Annotated in this window: 17 protein-coding genes; 1 reads left to right on the forward strand and 16 read right to left on the reverse strand. The window is 41.1% G+C overall.

Features of this window, described 5'->3' with window-relative positions; all coding sequences use genetic code 11:
• Positions 1-343: 343 nt before the first annotated feature.
• The 4 genes from J7E81_RS16185 to mtnN form a co-directional block, all read right to left on the reverse strand.
• Positions 344-598, reverse strand: coding sequence for a YrhC family protein (locus tag J7E81_RS16185; protein WP_215043804.1), 255 nt, complete (start codon positions 596-598; stop codon positions 344-346).
• Positions 599-739: 141 nt separating this feature from the next.
• Positions 740-1,873 (reverse strand): bifunctional cystathionine gamma-lyase/homocysteine desulfhydrase, encoded by a 1,134-nt coding sequence (locus J7E81_RS16190; RefSeq protein ID WP_215043806.1) that lies wholly within the window; start codon positions 1,871-1,873, stop codon positions 740-742.
• A 1-nt stretch (position 1,874) separates the two neighbouring features.
• Positions 1,875-2,798 carry a PLP-dependent cysteine synthase family protein gene (locus J7E81_RS16195; RefSeq protein ID WP_215043808.1) on the reverse strand — a complete coding sequence of 308 codons (924 nt, stop codon included), beginning with the start codon at positions 2,796-2,798 and terminating at the stop codon, positions 1,875-1,877.
• 17 nt (positions 2,799-2,815) lie between these two features.
• The gene (gene mtnN, locus J7E81_RS16200; RefSeq protein WP_215043810.1) at positions 2,816-3,511 is read right to left on the reverse strand and encodes a 5'-methylthioadenosine/S-adenosylhomocysteine nucleosidase; all 696 of its coding nucleotides are present in this window, start codon (positions 3,509-3,511) and stop codon (positions 2,816-2,818) included.
• A 283-nt stretch (positions 3,512-3,794) separates the two neighbouring features.
• Here mtnN and J7E81_RS16205 point away from each other — a divergent pair, with 283 nt between their 5' ends.
• Positions 3,795-3,998 carry a DUF2536 family protein gene (locus J7E81_RS16205; protein ID WP_215043812.1) on the forward strand — a complete coding sequence of 68 codons (204 nt, stop codon included), beginning with the start codon at positions 3,795-3,797 and terminating at the stop codon, positions 3,996-3,998.
• 32 nt (positions 3,999-4,030) lie between these two features.
• Here J7E81_RS16205 and J7E81_RS16210 read toward each other — a convergent pair whose 3' ends face one another.
• The 12 genes from J7E81_RS16210 to alaS form a co-directional block, all read right to left on the reverse strand.
• A complete protein-coding gene (locus J7E81_RS16210; protein ID WP_215043814.1) occupies positions 4,031-4,657 on the reverse strand; it encodes a YrrS family protein in 627 nt (208 codons plus the stop codon).
• 69 nt (positions 4,658-4,726) lie between these two features.
• Positions 4,727-6,493, reverse strand: coding sequence for a peptidoglycan D,D-transpeptidase FtsI family protein (locus tag J7E81_RS16215; protein WP_215043816.1), 1,767 nt, complete (start codon positions 6,491-6,493; stop codon positions 4,727-4,729).
• Between the two features lie 57 nt (positions 6,494-6,550).
• The gene (gene greA / locus J7E81_RS16220; RefSeq protein ID WP_215043817.1) at positions 6,551-7,027 is read right to left on the reverse strand and encodes a transcription elongation factor GreA; all 477 of its coding nucleotides are present in this window, start codon (positions 7,025-7,027) and stop codon (positions 6,551-6,553) included.
• Positions 7,028-7,183: 156 nt separating this feature from the next.
• Positions 7,184-7,819 carry a uridine kinase gene (gene udk, locus J7E81_RS16225; protein WP_215044399.1) on the reverse strand — a complete coding sequence of 212 codons (636 nt, stop codon included), beginning with the start codon at positions 7,817-7,819 and terminating at the stop codon, positions 7,184-7,186.
• A complete protein-coding gene (locus J7E81_RS16230) occupies positions 7,816-9,090 on the reverse strand; it encodes a peptidase U32 family protein (RefSeq protein ID WP_215043819.1) in 1,275 nt (424 codons plus the stop codon). The genes udk and J7E81_RS16230 overlap by 4 nt, the downstream gene beginning before the upstream one ends.
• A 75-nt stretch (positions 9,091-9,165) precedes the next feature.
• Positions 9,166-10,095, reverse strand: a complete 930-nt coding sequence (locus J7E81_RS16235) for a peptidase U32 family protein (RefSeq protein WP_215043821.1) — start codon at positions 10,093-10,095, stop codon at positions 9,166-9,168.
• Between the two features lie 5 nt (positions 10,096-10,100).
• A complete protein-coding gene (locus J7E81_RS16240; protein WP_251028668.1) occupies positions 10,101-10,745 on the reverse strand; it encodes an O-methyltransferase in 645 nt (214 codons plus the stop codon).
• A 308-nt stretch (positions 10,746-11,053) separates the two neighbouring features.
• A complete protein-coding gene (gene mltG, locus J7E81_RS16245; RefSeq protein ID WP_215043823.1) occupies positions 11,054-12,190 on the reverse strand; it encodes an endolytic transglycosylase MltG in 1,137 nt (378 codons plus the stop codon).
• A gap of 239 nt (positions 12,191-12,429) precedes the next feature.
• Positions 12,430-12,729: a DUF1292 domain-containing protein gene (locus J7E81_RS16250; protein ID WP_215043825.1), complete on the reverse strand. Its 300-nt coding sequence runs from the start codon at positions 12,727-12,729 to the stop codon at positions 12,430-12,432.
• Positions 12,730-12,741: 12 nt separating this feature from the next.
• Positions 12,742-13,158: a Holliday junction resolvase RuvX gene (ruvX, locus tag J7E81_RS16255; RefSeq protein ID WP_215043827.1), complete on the reverse strand. Its 417-nt coding sequence runs from the start codon at positions 13,156-13,158 to the stop codon at positions 12,742-12,744.
• Positions 13,159-13,161: 3 nt separating this feature from the next.
• Complete coding sequence (locus J7E81_RS16260; RefSeq protein ID WP_101579205.1) at positions 13,162-13,428, reverse strand: IreB family regulatory phosphoprotein; 267 nt, start codon at positions 13,426-13,428, stop codon at positions 13,162-13,164.
• 133 nt (positions 13,429-13,561) lie between these two features.
• Complete coding sequence (gene alaS / locus J7E81_RS16265; RefSeq protein ID WP_215043829.1) at positions 13,562-16,198, reverse strand: alanine--tRNA ligase; 2,637 nt, start codon at positions 16,196-16,198, stop codon at positions 13,562-13,564.
• Positions 16,199-16,578 lie beyond the last annotated feature (380 nt).

Below are 16,578 nucleotides of genomic sequence, written 5' to 3' on the forward strand. Positions count from 1 at the left end.
AGGCACTAAAATACCGCAAGGCGTCATTCTCCCTGCGGCATGGATATGTATTGTCACAGTACGCAAATAATGCGAGCGCTAAGCAATCCATTCCAATCTGGTCGAATGCGTGTTATTCAAGTATGCTGTTTTAACTTCAACTCCAGTTGACACGGGTGTATTTGCAGTTGGATATAACATCATTTTCTTCGACCTCCTTTGGAATTTTTAACTTCATATGGTAATTATATCCACGCTAACTAACTTTGTAAACCTTTTTAGCAAACTTTTTGATAAATAAGTAAACTGCCCTTTTATGAAAAGCAAAAAGGCGCCCCAATAAAAAATCGGGTGCGCCTGCCGTTTAATTATATAAATCCTCATTCTCATCTATTTCTAACAGCTTTAGTTGACATTGCTTGGACTGGATAAAAAACAAAATGGACACTGCTATAAACGATGTAGAAGCAAGGACCATCAAATTTAAAGTAAATTCGGTTTTCGTCACAACCGGAATGATAACTCCTAAATAAAAAAAGATACCGACAGCCAATAAGACAGATCCGAAACGTTTAAAATCAACCATTTTCTCATACAACACCTTCGTTTGCTGCTTCACTACTTCTCACCTGTCTTTCTTAAAATCTACTAACCTACTTTACCATAAAAATCCCAGCTAAACAGTATGTAAATATTAGAAAAGGCGACAGGCACCATGTGAAAATTTCACATGGTGCCTGTCACCTTTGGTTTGTAGGTACTATTTTAATGCTTGCGATAGGTCTTCGATTAGGTCTTCGACGTCTTCGATGCCAACGGAGATCCGGACTAGGCCTTCGGTGATGCCAAGTTCGGCTCTTCGTTCAGCAGGGATTGAAGCATGTGTCATACGTGCTGGTACGGAAATAAGGCTCTCGACTGCTCCAAGGCTTTCTGCCAGTGTAAAGTACTTGATCCTGCTCAGGAGTTGGTCTGCATTTTCCCCGCTGCCAACATCAAAGGAAACCATACCGCCAAACCCTCGCGCCTGTTTTTTCGCGATCTCATGATTCGGATGGGTTTCAAGGCCCGGGTAGAATACTTTGTTGACCTTCGGATGGTTTTGTAAAAACTCGACAATCGCCTTTGTATTGGCTTCCGTTTCTTCCATGCGGATTCCTAATGTTTTAATCCCTCTGATTAATAACCAAGAATCCTGAGGTCCTAACACCCCGCCAGTAGAGTTCTGCACGAAATGGAGATCTTCTGCAAGCTTGTCGCTGTTTACTACGGCTAATCCAGCCACTACATCACTGTGACCGCCAATATACTTTGTCGCACTATGAAGAACTATATCCGCCCCGAGCTCAAGTGGATTTTGCCAATAAGGGGTGGAAAAAGTATTGTCAACGATTGTTAACAAATTATGCTTCTTTGCAAGCTTAGCTGCGGCATCAATATCGGTAATCTTTAAAAGAGGGTTGGTTGGTGTTTCGATATAAATTGCCTTCGTATTCGGACGGATTTCTCGTTCAATATTGTCCAAATTACTTGTATCAACAAAGGTTGAATCAATACCAACCCGTTTTAATACCTTAGTCAGCACACGGAACGTACCACCATAGACATCGTCTGTAATGACAACATGATCCCCGCTGTTAAACAGCATGAATACAGCCGTAATCGCGGCCATTCCGGAACCAAACGCAAAACCTGCTGTACCGCCCTCAATTTCCTTTATAAGCTCTTCTAGTGCGTGTCTGGTTGGATTTCCTGTTCGCGAATATTCAAAACCCTTATGACCTCCAACCCCTTCCTGCTTATAGGTACTTACTTGATAGATTGGGAAAGAGACAGCGCCAGTAGCAGGGTCTTCACTGATTCCGCCATGAATTAATCTTGTCTTCGGTTTCAAGCTATATTCCTCCCTCAAAAATCTTCTTACTTAAATAACGTTCACTACCATCCGGAAAAATAACCACGATATTGGTCCCTGCTTTTGCAGTCCTTGCCTCCTCTAAGGCAGCATAGAAGGCTGCACCTGAAGAGCTTCCACAAAGCAGGCCCTCCTGCATAGCTAATTCCTTTACCAGACGAAAGGAATCATCATCTGAAACGGTATAAATCGCATTAAAATAAGCGGGATCCATATAGCCTGGTAAAAATTCCATTCCAATTCCCTCTGTCTTGTGAGGTCCGGTTTCTCCGCCGTTCAATATAGATCCTTCTGGTTCCACGATCACAGTCTTAACGGCTTGGTTCTGATCTTTTAAATACCGGGCAGTTCCCATAAAGGTTCCGCCAGTACCTGCTCCAGCCACAAAAACATCGACATGACCATCCATTTGTTTCCAAATTTCCGGTCCAAGGGTTTTGTAATAGGTTTCAGGGTTTGCCGGATTTCCAAATTGCCGCGGGTAATAGGAGCCTGGGATTTCTTTTAGAAGCTCCTCCGCTTTGGCAATCGCCCCTTTCATCCCTAGCTCTGTGGGGGTATGAACAACCTTAGCCCCCAACGCCTTCATTAATTCTTGTTTCTCAATACTAAATTTCTCTGGTACACACAAAATAACCTGTACGCCTTTATTAATCGCGGCAAGAGCCAGGCCAATTCCGGTATTTCCAGCAGTGGGTTCAATGATCGTACCGCCAGGCTTTAGTTTCCCGCTCGAAAATGCCTCTTGTAAAAGTTCAATTCCAAGGCGGTCCTTGACACTTCCCCCAGGGTTCATGAATTCAAGCTTTGCAAAAATACGAACGCCTTCAGGCAAAGAAAATTGTGTAATTTCAACCAAAGGTGTATGCCCAATTAATTCATGGACGTTTTTGTAAAACTGCATTGCTCCACCCCTACATACTATTTTAAGGCAGCGATCATTTTCATAACCAAAGTAGCCGAATTGGTTGCTGCTTTGTCGATGAACTGATCAAATGAGATCTCAGATTCTTTTCCGGCAATGTCGGAAAGCGAACGAATAATGACAAATGGAACTTCGAAACGGTGGGCCACTTGCGCAATGGCCGCAGCTTCCATTTCTACCGCTTGAAGGTCCGTAAATTTCGACCGAACGAACTCAACTCTGTCCGGATCTTCCATAAAGGAGTCACCTGTTACGATTAATCCCTTAACAATTTGAAAATTTTCCAGTTCTTTCGCCGCAGATTCAGCCACAGAAATTAATTTGTCATCCGCTAAAAAAGCGGCAGGAAGCTGTGGTACCTGGCCATACTCGTATCCAAAGGCAGTGACATCGACATCATGATGACGGACTTCTGTTGAAATAACGGCGTCCCCCACGTTTAAAGAAGGATTAAAGCCACCTGCTGAACCGGTATTGATGATGCAATCGGGCTTAAACTTTTCAAGCAGAATCGTCGTCGACATCGCTGCATTAACTTTTCCGATACCTGAACGCAGTAAAATTACCTCTGAATCATGCATGTTACCAAATGTAAACTCACAGCCGGCAACCGTTTCTTGTGTTTGATTCTTGATATTTTCTCGTAGTAAGGTTACTTCTTCTTCCATTGCTCCAATTATAGCGATCTTCATAAATGACCTCTTTCTTTTTTTGAACCAGCCCTTAACCTGGAAAACAAAAACATGGAAAACGTGATTGTTTTATTGTATTCAGTTATGTAGTGTCGGGTTAGTGCTGGCACTTGTTTTTTATTTTCGCATTTATACGATTATAATCTTCCTCTGATTTTGCTATCGTATCCGCAAACCCTATTCTATCACCATTTAAAAACAACCTGCTAGATTAATGACAAAGCAATTGTATACAAACAAGAAAATAACTAAAATGAAATATAGGGAAAGGGGGATTTGCTTGATGAATTTTCAGCTCGACTTTATTGAGGATAAGGTAGAGTTTTTCGAAGCCACTAATTTACAGACCTTACAGAAAAAGATTGAAACACAGATTGATGAAAATCGTGCCATTATGTTAGCCGTACACTCTGTTTCACATCAAATGCATGTCAACGAAAACGGTCAAACTTATTTTACGGCTGTTGTGCACTTTAAAAAGAAATAGGATGGTGCTAGTAGCGCACCATCCTATTTTCCTTATTGTTGTTCAACATTTGTAGGGACATAGCCTTGGCCATCCACCCATTTTATATAAACCTTAAATTTCTGTTTCGTATCTTTAGCAGTAACTGTCCCAATGGCTGCATTAGCAGTAGACTTATCACTCCCAAGCCAATTTACGGTCATATTGCTTTGGTCAATACCTGTTGCTTTGGAGATGGCAGTTAACATCGCCTGCCAATCCTCACCCTCAAATGTCATTTTATGCTCGCCTGTTTGAGTCGTAGAAGAACTACCATCATCCGTTACACCTGCCTGTGTATCCTCTGGCTGTTCAGGTGTGGTTGTTTCTTCACTTGCTTGTTCGGCTGCCGTTTGATCCTCTGAAGAAGAACTGTCATCACTTGAGACAGTGTCATCCTTCGTGTTGTCATCGGTTGTTACTTCTTTATCAGTTGTTTTTTCTTTAGCTGTAGTTTGGGTTTGTTCTGTTTTTGTACTTTCCGTTTTTGACGTCGAAGCATTGTCATTTCCTGATGAAAATATATTATATGCAACAAAAATAATTAATAGCAGGACAACCACAATCAAAGTATTTAAAACGACATTTGTTTTTTTTCGTTTCGCTCGATAACCAGAACGAGAATTGGAATCTTTGCTCAAAATTTTTCCCTCCTATAAATAAGGCTCTTCATATTCTAACATGATTTACAGAGAACTTGAAGGGAAAACCTACTTACTTCTTTCGTCATGGTCATTTTCATAGAGCAGCTTGACCATGTCAGCAAATAACAAATTAACCCCGCCCGCGGAATCATACACATCTAAATTTACAGCAACAAGAGCATATTTTGGATCTTTATAGGGAAAATACCCGGCAAACCATTTATTATGAAGCTGCTTACCCGCCACATATTTTCCTGTTTCAGCTGTACCTGATTTTCCGGCTACTTCATATGGTAAATCCTTAAACCATCTCCCTGTACCATTGGGGCTTGTAACAACCTCTCGAAGCAATTTTTGGAGCCGCATGGTGGTGTAAGGAGAGATGCTATCTCCCTGAAGGCTTTGAATTGGAAAATTGACCATCGTTGTCCCATTTTTATACTCAATCTTTGATACCGCCCTGACCATTTCTTTTTTTCCACCTCTCGCAATGGTTGCCATCATATTCGCAACGGCTAAAGGGGTAGCACGGACCTCATTCTGGCCGATCCCGGACATGGCTGCCATATTAGCATCCTTTCTTGCCTCATCGGATACAAAGACTCTGCCATGATCTTCTTCAGGAAGCTGCTTAAAATTACTGGTATGATAGACATCTCCCTGCCAGCCTACGGTGTTCGTTAATGATAATTTGTCAGCGTACTCATCTAATAGATGGGGGTCCTTTTTTTGTAATTCTTTTGCCAATTCACCAAAGGTTCGGTTGCAGCTTCTTGCAAAGCTATTGGTAAAATCCAGCATTCCATAATTATATTTTAGTTCCGGTTTTCCATTAATCTTTTTACTGCAATCAAATTGACGTGCAGGGTGATCGAGGTTATTATCAATTGCTGCTGCTGCAACGACGGTTTTAAACACAGAGCCCATAATCTGCTGCTTCAACATCTTATTGGTAATCCCTGCACCGCTATATGGATCCTTTTTATTAATAGCAGGACGAGAAACCATTGCAAGTACGCTATTGTCTTCAATATTCAGAAGGACAAGGCCGCCCTTTTTTATTTGGTACTTGTCTACTAATTCCTCTGCTTTCTGCTGGATATTTTTATCAATAGTGGTACGTACATTAACAGGATAAAATGGGTTGGCAGGATCGACATACTTAACATTGATGCCAAATAAAGGACCGCCAGAGCCGTCAACATGGTATACAAGCTTAGATTTTCCTTCCGGCAGTAAAAATTCATCAAAGCTCTCCTCTAGCCCTGACACACCCAATAAGGTTTTCTCAGATAATTCTTTAGTAGGATACCGCTTTTTCACTTCTTTTGGGTTTTCACCTGTCAAACCAATTAATTGTTCTGCAGGTACTTGAGAACGCTCAAACTTCTTTTCGATCGCAAAAACACCAGGAATATTTAATTGATTCACTCGTTCCATTTGTGATGCAGTTAATTCCAAGGGCTGTGGATCACCATAGGCAAACGGCTTTTTCGCATCTTTAACCGCATTTTTAAGGACACTTTCTGGGATTCCGGTAATGGCAGAAACCTTGTTAGCATCCCAGTCGATTTTTTTTAAAAAAGGAAACAGAACGAGGACGGAAACCTTTTTATGGGAAAGCATTTCGCCATTCCGGTCCAGAAAATTTCCTCTGCCATTATCAATCACTAACTCTTGTGTTCTTTGCTTAACACTTTCCTCAAGTAAATTAACGTTATGCTTTGAAAATGTCTCTGTTTCCATTAATTGAATTTCGATAAGCCGGACTAAAAGCAGTGCCAGTCCTGTAATACAGATAAAAAGCCATCCAAGTGCCCGTCTTTTCCACATAATAAAACACCTCGTCAAAAGTTTTGACGAGGTGAGAGGTTTTCAAACCATTATTAATTATTTAATGGAAACAATACGAACGCTCATTTCTCCGCCTGGAGTTTGAACCGTTACTTGGTCGCCCACTTTTTTCCCTAAAAGACTTTTCGCAATAGGTGAATCGTTTGAGATTTTTCCTTCAAACGGATCAGCCTCTGCACTGCCGACGATGGAATACGTTTCTTCTTCGCCATCTGGAAGTTCAATAAAGGTAACAGAACGGCCTAGAGCAACTGAATCTCCTGCCATTTCACTCTCAGCAATAATCTTAGCATTACGAATCATATTTTCTAATGTTGTAATCCGGCCCTCTACAAATGCTTGCTCTTCTTTTGCAGAATCGTACTCGGAGTTTTCAGATAAATCACCAAAGCTTCTGGCAATTTTAATTCTTTCCACCACTTCTTTACGTTTAACTGATTTTAAGTATTCAAGCTCTTGTACTAGTTTTTCTTTACCTGCTTGTGTCATTGGAAATACTTTCTCTGTAGCCAAAACCCTCACTCCTTCTAGTCTTCACAATCCCCCAATAGAATTGTGTATGTAATTTTATGTAGGTATTGTACCATACGGTAAATACATAGTAGCGCGTCCTTTCAAAAAAGGGCGCGCACTATACTATTTATTTTCGTCTATTCTGTTGCTATTGTGTCATAAAAATGACTTTTGTTCAAGAATTGTTTGAATTTTAGTGACCATTAAATCAATTGCCACATGATTTTGACCGCCCTCAGGGATAATGATATCTGCATAGCGTTTAGTTGGTTCAATAAATTGATTATGCATCGGCCGGACAACGTTTAAATATTGATCAATGACGGAATCAAACGTGCGACCGCGTTCTCGAATATCCCGCTCTAACCGGCGGATAATTCTTAAATCAGCATCTGTATCAACGTACAACTTTATATCCATTAAATTGCGAAGCCGCTCATCCTCAAGCACTAAAATCCCTTCAAGGATAATCACCTCTTTAGGTTCAACAGGTATTACCTTATCAGAGCGTGTATGAATCGAATAGTCGTAAACAGGTTTATCGATTGCTTCATAACGTAAAAGCCTCTCAATATGATTAATCAGCAGGTCATTATCAAAGGCAAGCGGATGATCGTAATTTGTTTTTAATCGTTGCTCAAATGGAACATTTTGCTGATCTTTATAATAATAATCCTGTTCTAGAACTAAGATAGAGAGATCTTTCAAACTTTCATAGATCGCATTTGTTACACTGGTTTTTCCGGAGCCGGAGCCGCCCGTTACACCAATAACAACCGGTTTGCGCATTATGCGTTCTCCTTTCGCATCATGTTGTTAGGGTATACCGGTTTGTCCAATTTAAATTGTACAATCTGAAGTGGATGTCTAGCTGCGTCCAATTCATTCCCTTTTTCATCCCAAATTTTATCAACTACATGTGTAAAGTTTTCAATTTCAGGACCAAAGAATTCCACTTCATCCCCTGGTTTAAAATGATTCCGCTGCTGCAAGGTTACAATTTGGGTTTCCTCGTTATAATCCAACACAAGTCCTACAAATTCAAAGTTTGTCTTCTTGCTATGATTACCAAACATTTGCTCTTTATACCCTGGAATCCCTTCAAAAAAGGCTGGAGCTGTTTCTCGGTTTGCACACTTGTCAAGCTCTTCCAGCCATTCTTTTTTAATCACAAAATTCTCAGGATCGGCACAATAGGCATCAATGACTTTACGATAAACACTAACAACCGTTGCAATATAATGAATCGATTTCATGCGGCCTTCAATTTTTAAACTATCGATTCCAAGCTCAATCATGTTCGGAATGGCCTTAATAAGGTTAAGGTCTTTTGGGCTCATCGCAAATGGAGCGTCCGCTTCGCCAAACAGGGCAGTCTCCTGATCCGCGCCCTCGAGCTTATACAAATCATAATCCCAGCGGCATGATTGACAGCAGCCGCCTCGATTTGAGTCCCTTGCCGTCATGTGATTACTTAAAGTACAACGGCCGGAATAGGCAATACACATCGCCCCATGGATAAAGGTTTCAATTTCAACTTTAACCTTTTCCTTCATTTCTCTAATTTCCTCTGCTCCAACCTCACGAGCTAACACAACTCGCTCTGCTCCTGCTTCTTTCCAAAACTGAGCAGCCTTCCAGTTAGAAAGTGATTGCTGGGTACTAATATGAATCTCAATTTCAGGAGCCAGCCGGCGGCATGTTTCAATAATCAGCGGATCGGCAACGATAATTCCTGCGATTCCAGTTTCTTTTAGGCCAAGAATATATTCCTCTAAGCCTTCTATATTTTCATTGTGAGCAAAAATGTTCGTTGTCACATAAATTTTTGCACCGTATTTCTTGGCAAACTCCACCCCATCTTTCATATCTTCGAAGGTAAAGTTATCAGCATTCGAACGAAGACCATATTCCTGGCCGCCAATAAAGACAGCGTCGGCACCATACTGAACGGCAATTTTTAATTTTTCAAGATTGCCTGCTGGAGCAAGGAGTTCCGGCTTCTTTACAATGACACGTTTTCCATCGATTATTTCAGAAATTTTGTCTGTAACGGTATTCACGATTGAACCCCTCCCAATTATTTCTTTATATTTAACTTTGTTGCCTGGTTTTTTTTAGGCACTTCCGGTTTTCATTTAATATACGGTTTCTTTGAAAAAGAAGCCTGTATCTAAGGAACGGTTTGCTGGCTGAATTTCTTCGATCGCCTCCAACAGGTCGTCCTTTTTGTCATCATATGCATCCGGGTCGTCAACGCATAAATCAATTGCCGCACGGTAGGCTTTTGTAACGGCGAGAATATATTCCGGGCTTTTTAAGATCCCATCAATTTTAAAGGAATCGACACCGGCCTCAATCATTTCTTGAAGTTCATCAATGATACAGATATCATTTGGGCTCATAATATGGGTTCCATTTTCGTCTTCAAAAATTGGATATTTATTACCGCGTTCTTTATCATGCAAAAACATATTTTCTTCCATTTTGCGGTTTTCCACTTCCATAACCTTGCCCTGATATTCATAATAGTTTCCCAGTAAGGAACGTTTAGATTGGAACATGCAGCTCATACCATGAACCTGAACTTCAATTTCCACTTCCGCCTTCTCTTTTATCTCAACAATGGCATCCATGTTAATCTCACGGGCTAGAACCGAACGTTTTGCACCCTTCGAACCCCAATAATTACATGTAAACCAGTTCGTCCCGGTTGTTTCTGTATTCCAATGCAGCTTCATCTCGGGAGCTACTTCTTTTGCCGTCATTAAAACGGCAGGGTCACCGAAAATAATCGCATCAGCATGGGCATCTTTAGCAAATTGGATATAGTCGCCAAGCTCATCGATTTTTTCATTATGAAAAATAGCATTCATGGCCACATAGACTTTTTTTCCTTTACTATGCGCTATTTCAATAGCCTTGCGGACATTTTCACGGTTGAATTCACCGGCAAGTCGAAGACCATAGCGCTGTTCACCCACCACAAATGCATCGGCACCCGCTTCGGCTAATGGCAAAATATCATCCACGGTTAATGGAGTGACAAGTAATTCTGGTTTTTTCATCACACTCACCTCTTCTTTTTACTTATGGCTATTCCGTCACCAACTGGTAAAATAACAGAATCATACTCAGAGTGGTTCATTAACCACTGATTAAATTCAGCAATTTTTTTTACAAGATTGCGTGTTCTTTTTGATTCAATCTCGGCTTCTGCAACAAGTCCTTTAAACAAGACATTATCTGTCACAACCATCCCTTCAGCTGTCAGATACTTTGCATAAAGCTCAAAGAACTTTTTATATTGTCCTTTTGCCGCATCAATAAAAATAGCATCGAACGGGCCATGTTTACGAACAACTTCTTCAACTTCAAGGGCATCTCCCTCAATTAAGATAATTTGTTCAGCCTTACCGGACCGCTCGATAAATTCTTTTGCTGTCTGAATTCTTTCGATATCACGTTCAATCGTAACAATTTCAGCTTCAGGAAGGGCTGCTGCCATTCTTAAAGCTGAATAACCAATTGCCGTTCCAACCTCAAGGATTCGCTTTGACCGGTGGATTCTTAACAATTGCAACATCGTTTCAATTCCGGCCAATTCCATAATTGGAACATGGTGTTCATTTGCATAATTTTCCATTTCGCTAAACAAGTCATTCCTGTCAGCAAATAAACCGTCTATATAAGCCTGCAGCTTCTCATTATTTAACAAGCTGCCGTCACCTCTATCCTCATAAGAAAGCCGGCAGCGCGAGACACACTAAATCCGGACCGTTCATAAATTCAAATACTTTTATTATTCGCTAAAAAAGAACTCTTTAGACATGAAAAAATAGCGTTCACAGCTTCGGAGCCCTGCAAGCTGAATGGCTTGAGTGCTTTTTAGGGGCAATAATACCGCCATTTTTCCTTTTACTGTGGGTTACGCTATAGAATACTTATTAAAACACCTTATTAAAACACCTGAATTATTTTACCATAAAAAAAGGGGGAATGCTAATCTTTCCCCCAAGGTTCTGCTTATTTTTTATTGGAAATATACTCAGCTTTTTTTTGATTATGCTCAGCTAATGTTTTCGTGAAAATAACAGAACCATCAGCTGTAGCGAGGAAATAGTAATAATCGGTTTGATTCGGCTCAAGTGCCGCTTCGATTGAATCCCTGCCGGAGTTGGCAATCGGCCCAGGCGGCAGACCGGTATTTTTATAAGTATTATAGGGAGAATTTACTTCTAAATCCTTATAATAAACTTTTTCTTTGTGTTTTCCTTGTGCATATAAAACGGTTGGATCCGTCTGAAGCGGCATTCCTTGTTTCAGTCGATTGTAAAAAACACTGGCGATCGTTTTCCGGTCAGCCTTACCGGTAGCTTCCTCTTCAACTAGAGAGGCCATCGTTAATAACTGATGAATGGATAGCTTTTTTTCTTTACTTTTTTCCGTGTAATCAGTTAACACGGTTCTTGTTTTATCAAGCATTGCCGTGACCATTTCTTCAACTGTTGGGTTTGGCTTGTAAAATGGATAGGTTGCTGGGTATAAATACCCCTCGAGTGGATACTTTACGGTAGAATGCAAGATTTCATCTGTTAAGATATCAGGATATTTACTCATAAGAGATTTAATAAATTGTTTATCATTTAGTTTATTAAACACATCCGCTTCATTTTGATGAGTGGCTTTTGCCATAATCCCGGCAATTTCCTTCAGCTGCTTCCCCTCTGGAATGGTAATCTTAAATGTTGCTCCAGCTAGGACCTTACCGGTTTTCAAACGGCTGACAATTTCAGGTACAGCCATGGAAGGACTTAGTTGGTATTTGCCCGCCATAAAGCCGCCTTCGTTTTTAAGCTTTACATAGTATTTAAAAACCTTTGCATTTTTAATAATTCCATTTTCCTCTAATCTCTCACCAATTCCCGTTACAGAAGATCCGATTGGAATATCTACTGTTTTATGCGTCTTACTTTTTGCATCAACAGGTTTTAGGGCAGACTGTATGTAGAGATAACCCCCACCGCCAATTAAAATGATCAATAATAGCAGGCAAATAGAGATCATTAAAACAATCTTGCGGACAAGTTTTGCTTCATAGTGTTGTTCTAGCATTTTTTGTCGAATGACATTCTTTTTATTGCCTTTTTCATTTGTTGTCATCCTGTTCCCCCTTCCCAAGGCCAATGTGACATGAATCCTATCTATCTATATTATCGTAAAATAGATATCCATAATAATTTGAGCACATAGTAAGAAAAATGTCAATTTAACAATGAATATGTCGGGCGGAGTTCGAAGGATACTAGCCGCTAGGGCGCTGAAGCTGAACAATTCTCGTAGTAAAAATCTTATCCAAAACACATAAAAAAACCGGCTAAATCAATAGCCGGTCATGAAACCTATTCTTCTTGTTCCTCGTTAAAGGTATTAAATACTTCTTCTACCATATCCCATTCTTCGTCCGTTTCAATTTCCATTAACTCACCAAAACCGCCGTCTTCTGTAGGTATATAGGCATAAGTAAGGATATCGATTTCCTCTTCCTCATCTTCATTTGCGCCCACTGGGTAAAAGAAAACATAGGACTTTTCAAACTCATCTGAATCGAATGTGAAAAGTATTTCAAATAATTGTTCATCGCCATTTTCATCGACAAGTGTGATGTAGCGATCTTCTTCGTGATTATGTTCGTGTGCCATTTTTCCACCTCATTAATTTTTGCTATCAAGAAAACCTTGTAGAATCATTACGGCTGCCATTTTATCAATGACCTTTTTTCTCTTTTTACGGCTGACATCCGCCTCAAGCAAGACACGTTCAGCAGCCATTGTCGTTAACCGCTCGTCCCACAAAACTGTGGGAACAGCAAATCTGCTCTCAATTTCAGCAGCATATTGCTGACTAGCTTCACCGCGCGGTCCAATCGTCCCATTCATATTTTTAGGTAAACCGATAACGACCGTATCAACTTGATACTCCTTTATTAATTGCCCAATTTCCTCGAAACCAAACTCTTGTTTTTCTTCGTTTATTTTAAGGGTCTTTAAGCCCTGCGCCGTCCAGCCTAATTCATCACTTACGGCAATCCCGACGGTCTTTGAGCCTACATCTAATCCTAATACACGCATTCATTAACCCTCTCGTTGTTGTTTTAGGTAGGATTTTACCAATTCCTCAATAATTTCATCTCGTTCTAACTTACGAATAATGTTACGTGCATCACGATGACGTGGAATATAGGCAGGGTCTCCAGATAGTAAATAGCCAACTATTTGGTTGATGGGATTATATCCTTTTTCCTGCAGGGCTTCATAGACTTGAAAAAGAACATCGTTAACATCATGTTCAAACGGTTCTTCCGGAAAATTAAACCGCATCGTTTTATCAAATGAGCTCATTTCATGCACCTCGCTTATTTTTTACGAGAATTGTCTAGCTCCAGCGCCTAGGGGCTCGTCTTATGCCGGTCGCCCCTTGACAAGGCGCTTCGCTTTTCTAGTTACCTACATTTTACACTACTTTGTCCCATTATCAAATGGATTTCACCCATTCATCAACGAATTGGAGTGCTGCATCCAATTTTTCTGGGTCCTTGCCGCCAGCTTGCGCCATATCCGGACGTCCGCCGCCGCCGCCGCCGCAGCGTGTGGCAACTTCTTTAACCAATTTACCAGCATGGAAACCTTTTTCAATTAGGTCCTTTGTCACTGCCGCGATTAAATTCACTTTTCCTTCATGGACACTGCCAAGAATAATAACCGCAGATCCCAGCTTTTGTTTCAAGTCATCGGCCATATTTCTCAAGTTATTCATTTCGGCAGCTTGAACTTTTGCCGATAAAACTGTTACACCTTCAACTTGCTTTGCATTTGAAACAAGATTGCCTGCTTCAATATTTCCAAGCTTTGCAGCAAGTGATTCATTCTCACGCTGAAGCTGCTTAATTTCAGCCAGTAATCCTTCAATTCGGCTGCCCATATCTTTAGGATTGGTTTTTAACTTTTCTGCTGCATCCTTTAATAAACCAACTTGATCATTTAAGGATTGATAAGCTGCTTCACCTGTTACCGCCTCAATCCTTCTAGTTCCTGCACCAATTCCGCCCTCTGATACAATCTTAAACAAACCAATAACAGAGGTATTCGGTACGTGGCATCCCCCGCAAAGCTCTAAGCTGTAATCGCCCACTCTAACAACGCGGACAATGTCCCCATATTTCTCACCAAACAAGGCCATTGCTCCAAGTGCCTTTGCTTCCGCAATTGGCTTTAAGCTAATATCTACTGCGATATTGCGCCAAATTTTTTCATTAACAATTCGTTCAACTTGTTCCAATTCCTCTGATGTAATTTGACCAAAGTGTGAAAAGTCAAACCGGAGACGATCAGGTTCAACAAGGGAGCCGGCCTGGTTAACATGTTCCCCAAGCACATCTTTTAGAGCACGATGCAGAAGATGTGTGGCTGTATGGTTTTTAATAATTTTGACTCGATTTTCCGGATCAACTTCAGCCGTTACCTGTTGATTGGTTTTCAGTTGTCCGCTTTCTACCATAACCTTGTGAAGGTTTTGACCATTTGGTGCTTTTTGAACATCCTTTACCGCAACTGTCACACCATCAGCCTTAAGTAAGCCTCGGTCCGCAATTTGGCCTCCACTTTCTGCATAAAAAGGAGTGATATCAAGGATTACCTGAACTTCTTCACCTTTTCCAGCCTGATCAACAAGGTTACCGTCTTTAATAATGGCCGCCACGATTGATTCGGTTTTTAATTGATCATAACCAACAAATTTACTTTCAAGCGTTACATCACGGAGGACACCGCCTTGAACCTGCATGGAATCAACATCTTGACGGGCGGCCCGGGCACGCTCACGCTGCTGCTCCATTTCTATCTCGAAGCCTTCATGGTCAACCTTCATGCCTTCTTCTTCTGCATATTCTTCCGTCAATTCAACAGGGAAACCGTATGTGTCATAGAGACGGAAAATATCTGCGCCAGATATCGTATCACTGCCCTTTTCTTTTTCCTTGCTAATGACACTAGCTAGAATCGTCAAGCCTTCATGAAGGGTTTCATGGAAACGCTCTTCCTCGTTTTTAATTACTTTTTGAATAAACTCGGTTTTATCTTTTACCTCTGGATAGTAGTCCTGCATAATTTCTCCTACAACCGGAACAAGTTCAAACATAAACGGACGGTTAATATTGATTTGCTTTGCATAGCGTACTGCACGGCGAAGTAAACGGCGCAGCACATAACCGCGGCCTTCGTTTGAAGGAAGGGCTCCATCCCCAACCGCAAAGGCAACGGTCCGGATATGGTCAGCAATCACTTTAAAAGCAACGTCTTGTTCCTTGTCAACACCATAGCTGACACCAGAGATTTCTTCTGCTGCCCGGATAATTGGGATAAATAAATCAGTATCAAAGTTGGTTGCCACATTTTGAACAACGGAGGCCATCCGCTCTAGTCCCATCCCGGTATCAATATTTTTCTTTGGAAGCGGTGTATAGGTTCCATCAGGGTTATGGTTAAATTGAGAAAATACAAGATTCCAAACCTCAAGGTAGCGCTCATTTTCGCCGCCAGGATATAATTCAGGATCACTAGGGTCGTCTCCATACTCAGGGCCGCGGTCATAGAAAATTTCTGTGTTAGGTCCGCTTGGTCCTTCACCGATGTCCCAGAAGTTCCCTTCCAAGCGGATAATGCGTTCCTCCGGGATGCCAATCGTTTTATGCCAAATTTCATAGGCTTCATGATCCTCAGGATGAACCGTAACACTTAGCAGTTCAGGATCAAACCCCATCCATTTTTCAGAGGTTAAAAACTCCCATGCCCAAACGATTGCTTCGTCCTTGAAGTATTCTCCGATTGAGAAATTTCCAAGCATTTCAAAAAAAGTATGGTGTCGGGCAGTTTTTCCGACATTCTCAATATCGTTTGTACGAATAGATTTCTGTGCATTTGTAATCCTTGGATTCTCTGGAACCACACGACCATCAAAGTATTTCTTTAAGGTTGCCACTCCACTGTTGATCCACAATAATGATGGGTCATCGTGCGGTACAAGCGATGCACTTGGTTCAATATTGTGACCTTTTTCCTCACTAAAAAACTGTAGAAACATGGAACGAATTTGTGCTCCTGTTAATTTTTTCATAATTAAGACCTCCCTTTAATAGAAAAGCGCAAGCGCCCGTTTAGCGACGTATGGACTCGAGCCCATTGACTGAGTTAAAGGAAACACGAAGAGCGTGAGCGATTCGATGTTGACTTATCGTAGGGAAATGGGCGAAGTACACTAGTCGCTGGGCGCTGGAGCTAGACATACTTTAAAAAAGCATACAAAAAAGCCCTCATCCCAAAACAGGGACGAGAGCTGATCTCGCGGTACCACCCTGATTATGAATACAAACATATGTATCCATCTCTCAAAATTCGCCTTAACGCGGCAAGCACGGCAGGGATTAGCTGCACTCCAGATTAGCTTTCTGTTATCCTTCATCTAGAGCTTCTTTCAGCCTGGGAAGCTCCTCTCTT

Origin of the sequence: Bacillus sp. ISL-18 (assembly GCF_018613415.1) — a bacterium.
Classification (GTDB): domain Bacteria; phylum Bacillota; class Bacilli; order Bacillales; family Cytobacillaceae; genus Neobacillus.

Coding starts and splice junctions, on each gene's coding strand:
- J7E81_RS16215 (WP_215043816.1), bottom strand. CDS start 6,493: ATGTGGAAAAGACGGGCACTTGGATGGCTTTTTATCTGTATTACAGGA.
- J7E81_RS16195 (WP_215043808.1), bottom strand. CDS start 2,798: ATGCAGTTTTACAAAAACGTCCATGAATTAATTGGGCATACACCTTTG.
- mtnN (WP_215043810.1), bottom strand. CDS start 3,511: ATGAAGATCGCTATAATTGGAGCAATGGAAGAAGAAGTAACCTTACTA.
- mltG (WP_215043823.1), bottom strand. CDS start 12,190: ATGACAACAAATGAAAAAGGCAATAAAAAGAATGTCATTCGACAAAAA.
- alaS (WP_215043829.1), bottom strand. CDS start 16,198: ATGAAAAAATTAACAGGAGCACAAATTCGTTCCATGTTTCTACAGTTT.
- ruvX (WP_215043827.1), bottom strand. CDS start 13,158: ATGCGTGTATTAGGATTAGATGTAGGCTCAAAGACCGTCGGGATTGCC.
- J7E81_RS16260 (WP_101579205.1), bottom strand. CDS start 13,428: ATGAGCTCATTTGATAAAACGATGCGGTTTAATTTTCCGGAAGAACCG.
- J7E81_RS16250 (WP_215043825.1), bottom strand. CDS start 12,729: ATGGCACACGAACATAATCACGAAGAAGATCGCTACATCACACTTGTC.
- J7E81_RS16205 (WP_215043812.1), top strand. CDS start 3,795: ATGAATTTTCAGCTCGACTTTATTGAGGATAAGGTAGAGTTTTTCGAA.
- J7E81_RS16235 (WP_215043821.1), bottom strand. CDS start 10,095: ATGAAAAAACCAGAATTACTTGTCACTCCATTAACCGTGGATGATATT.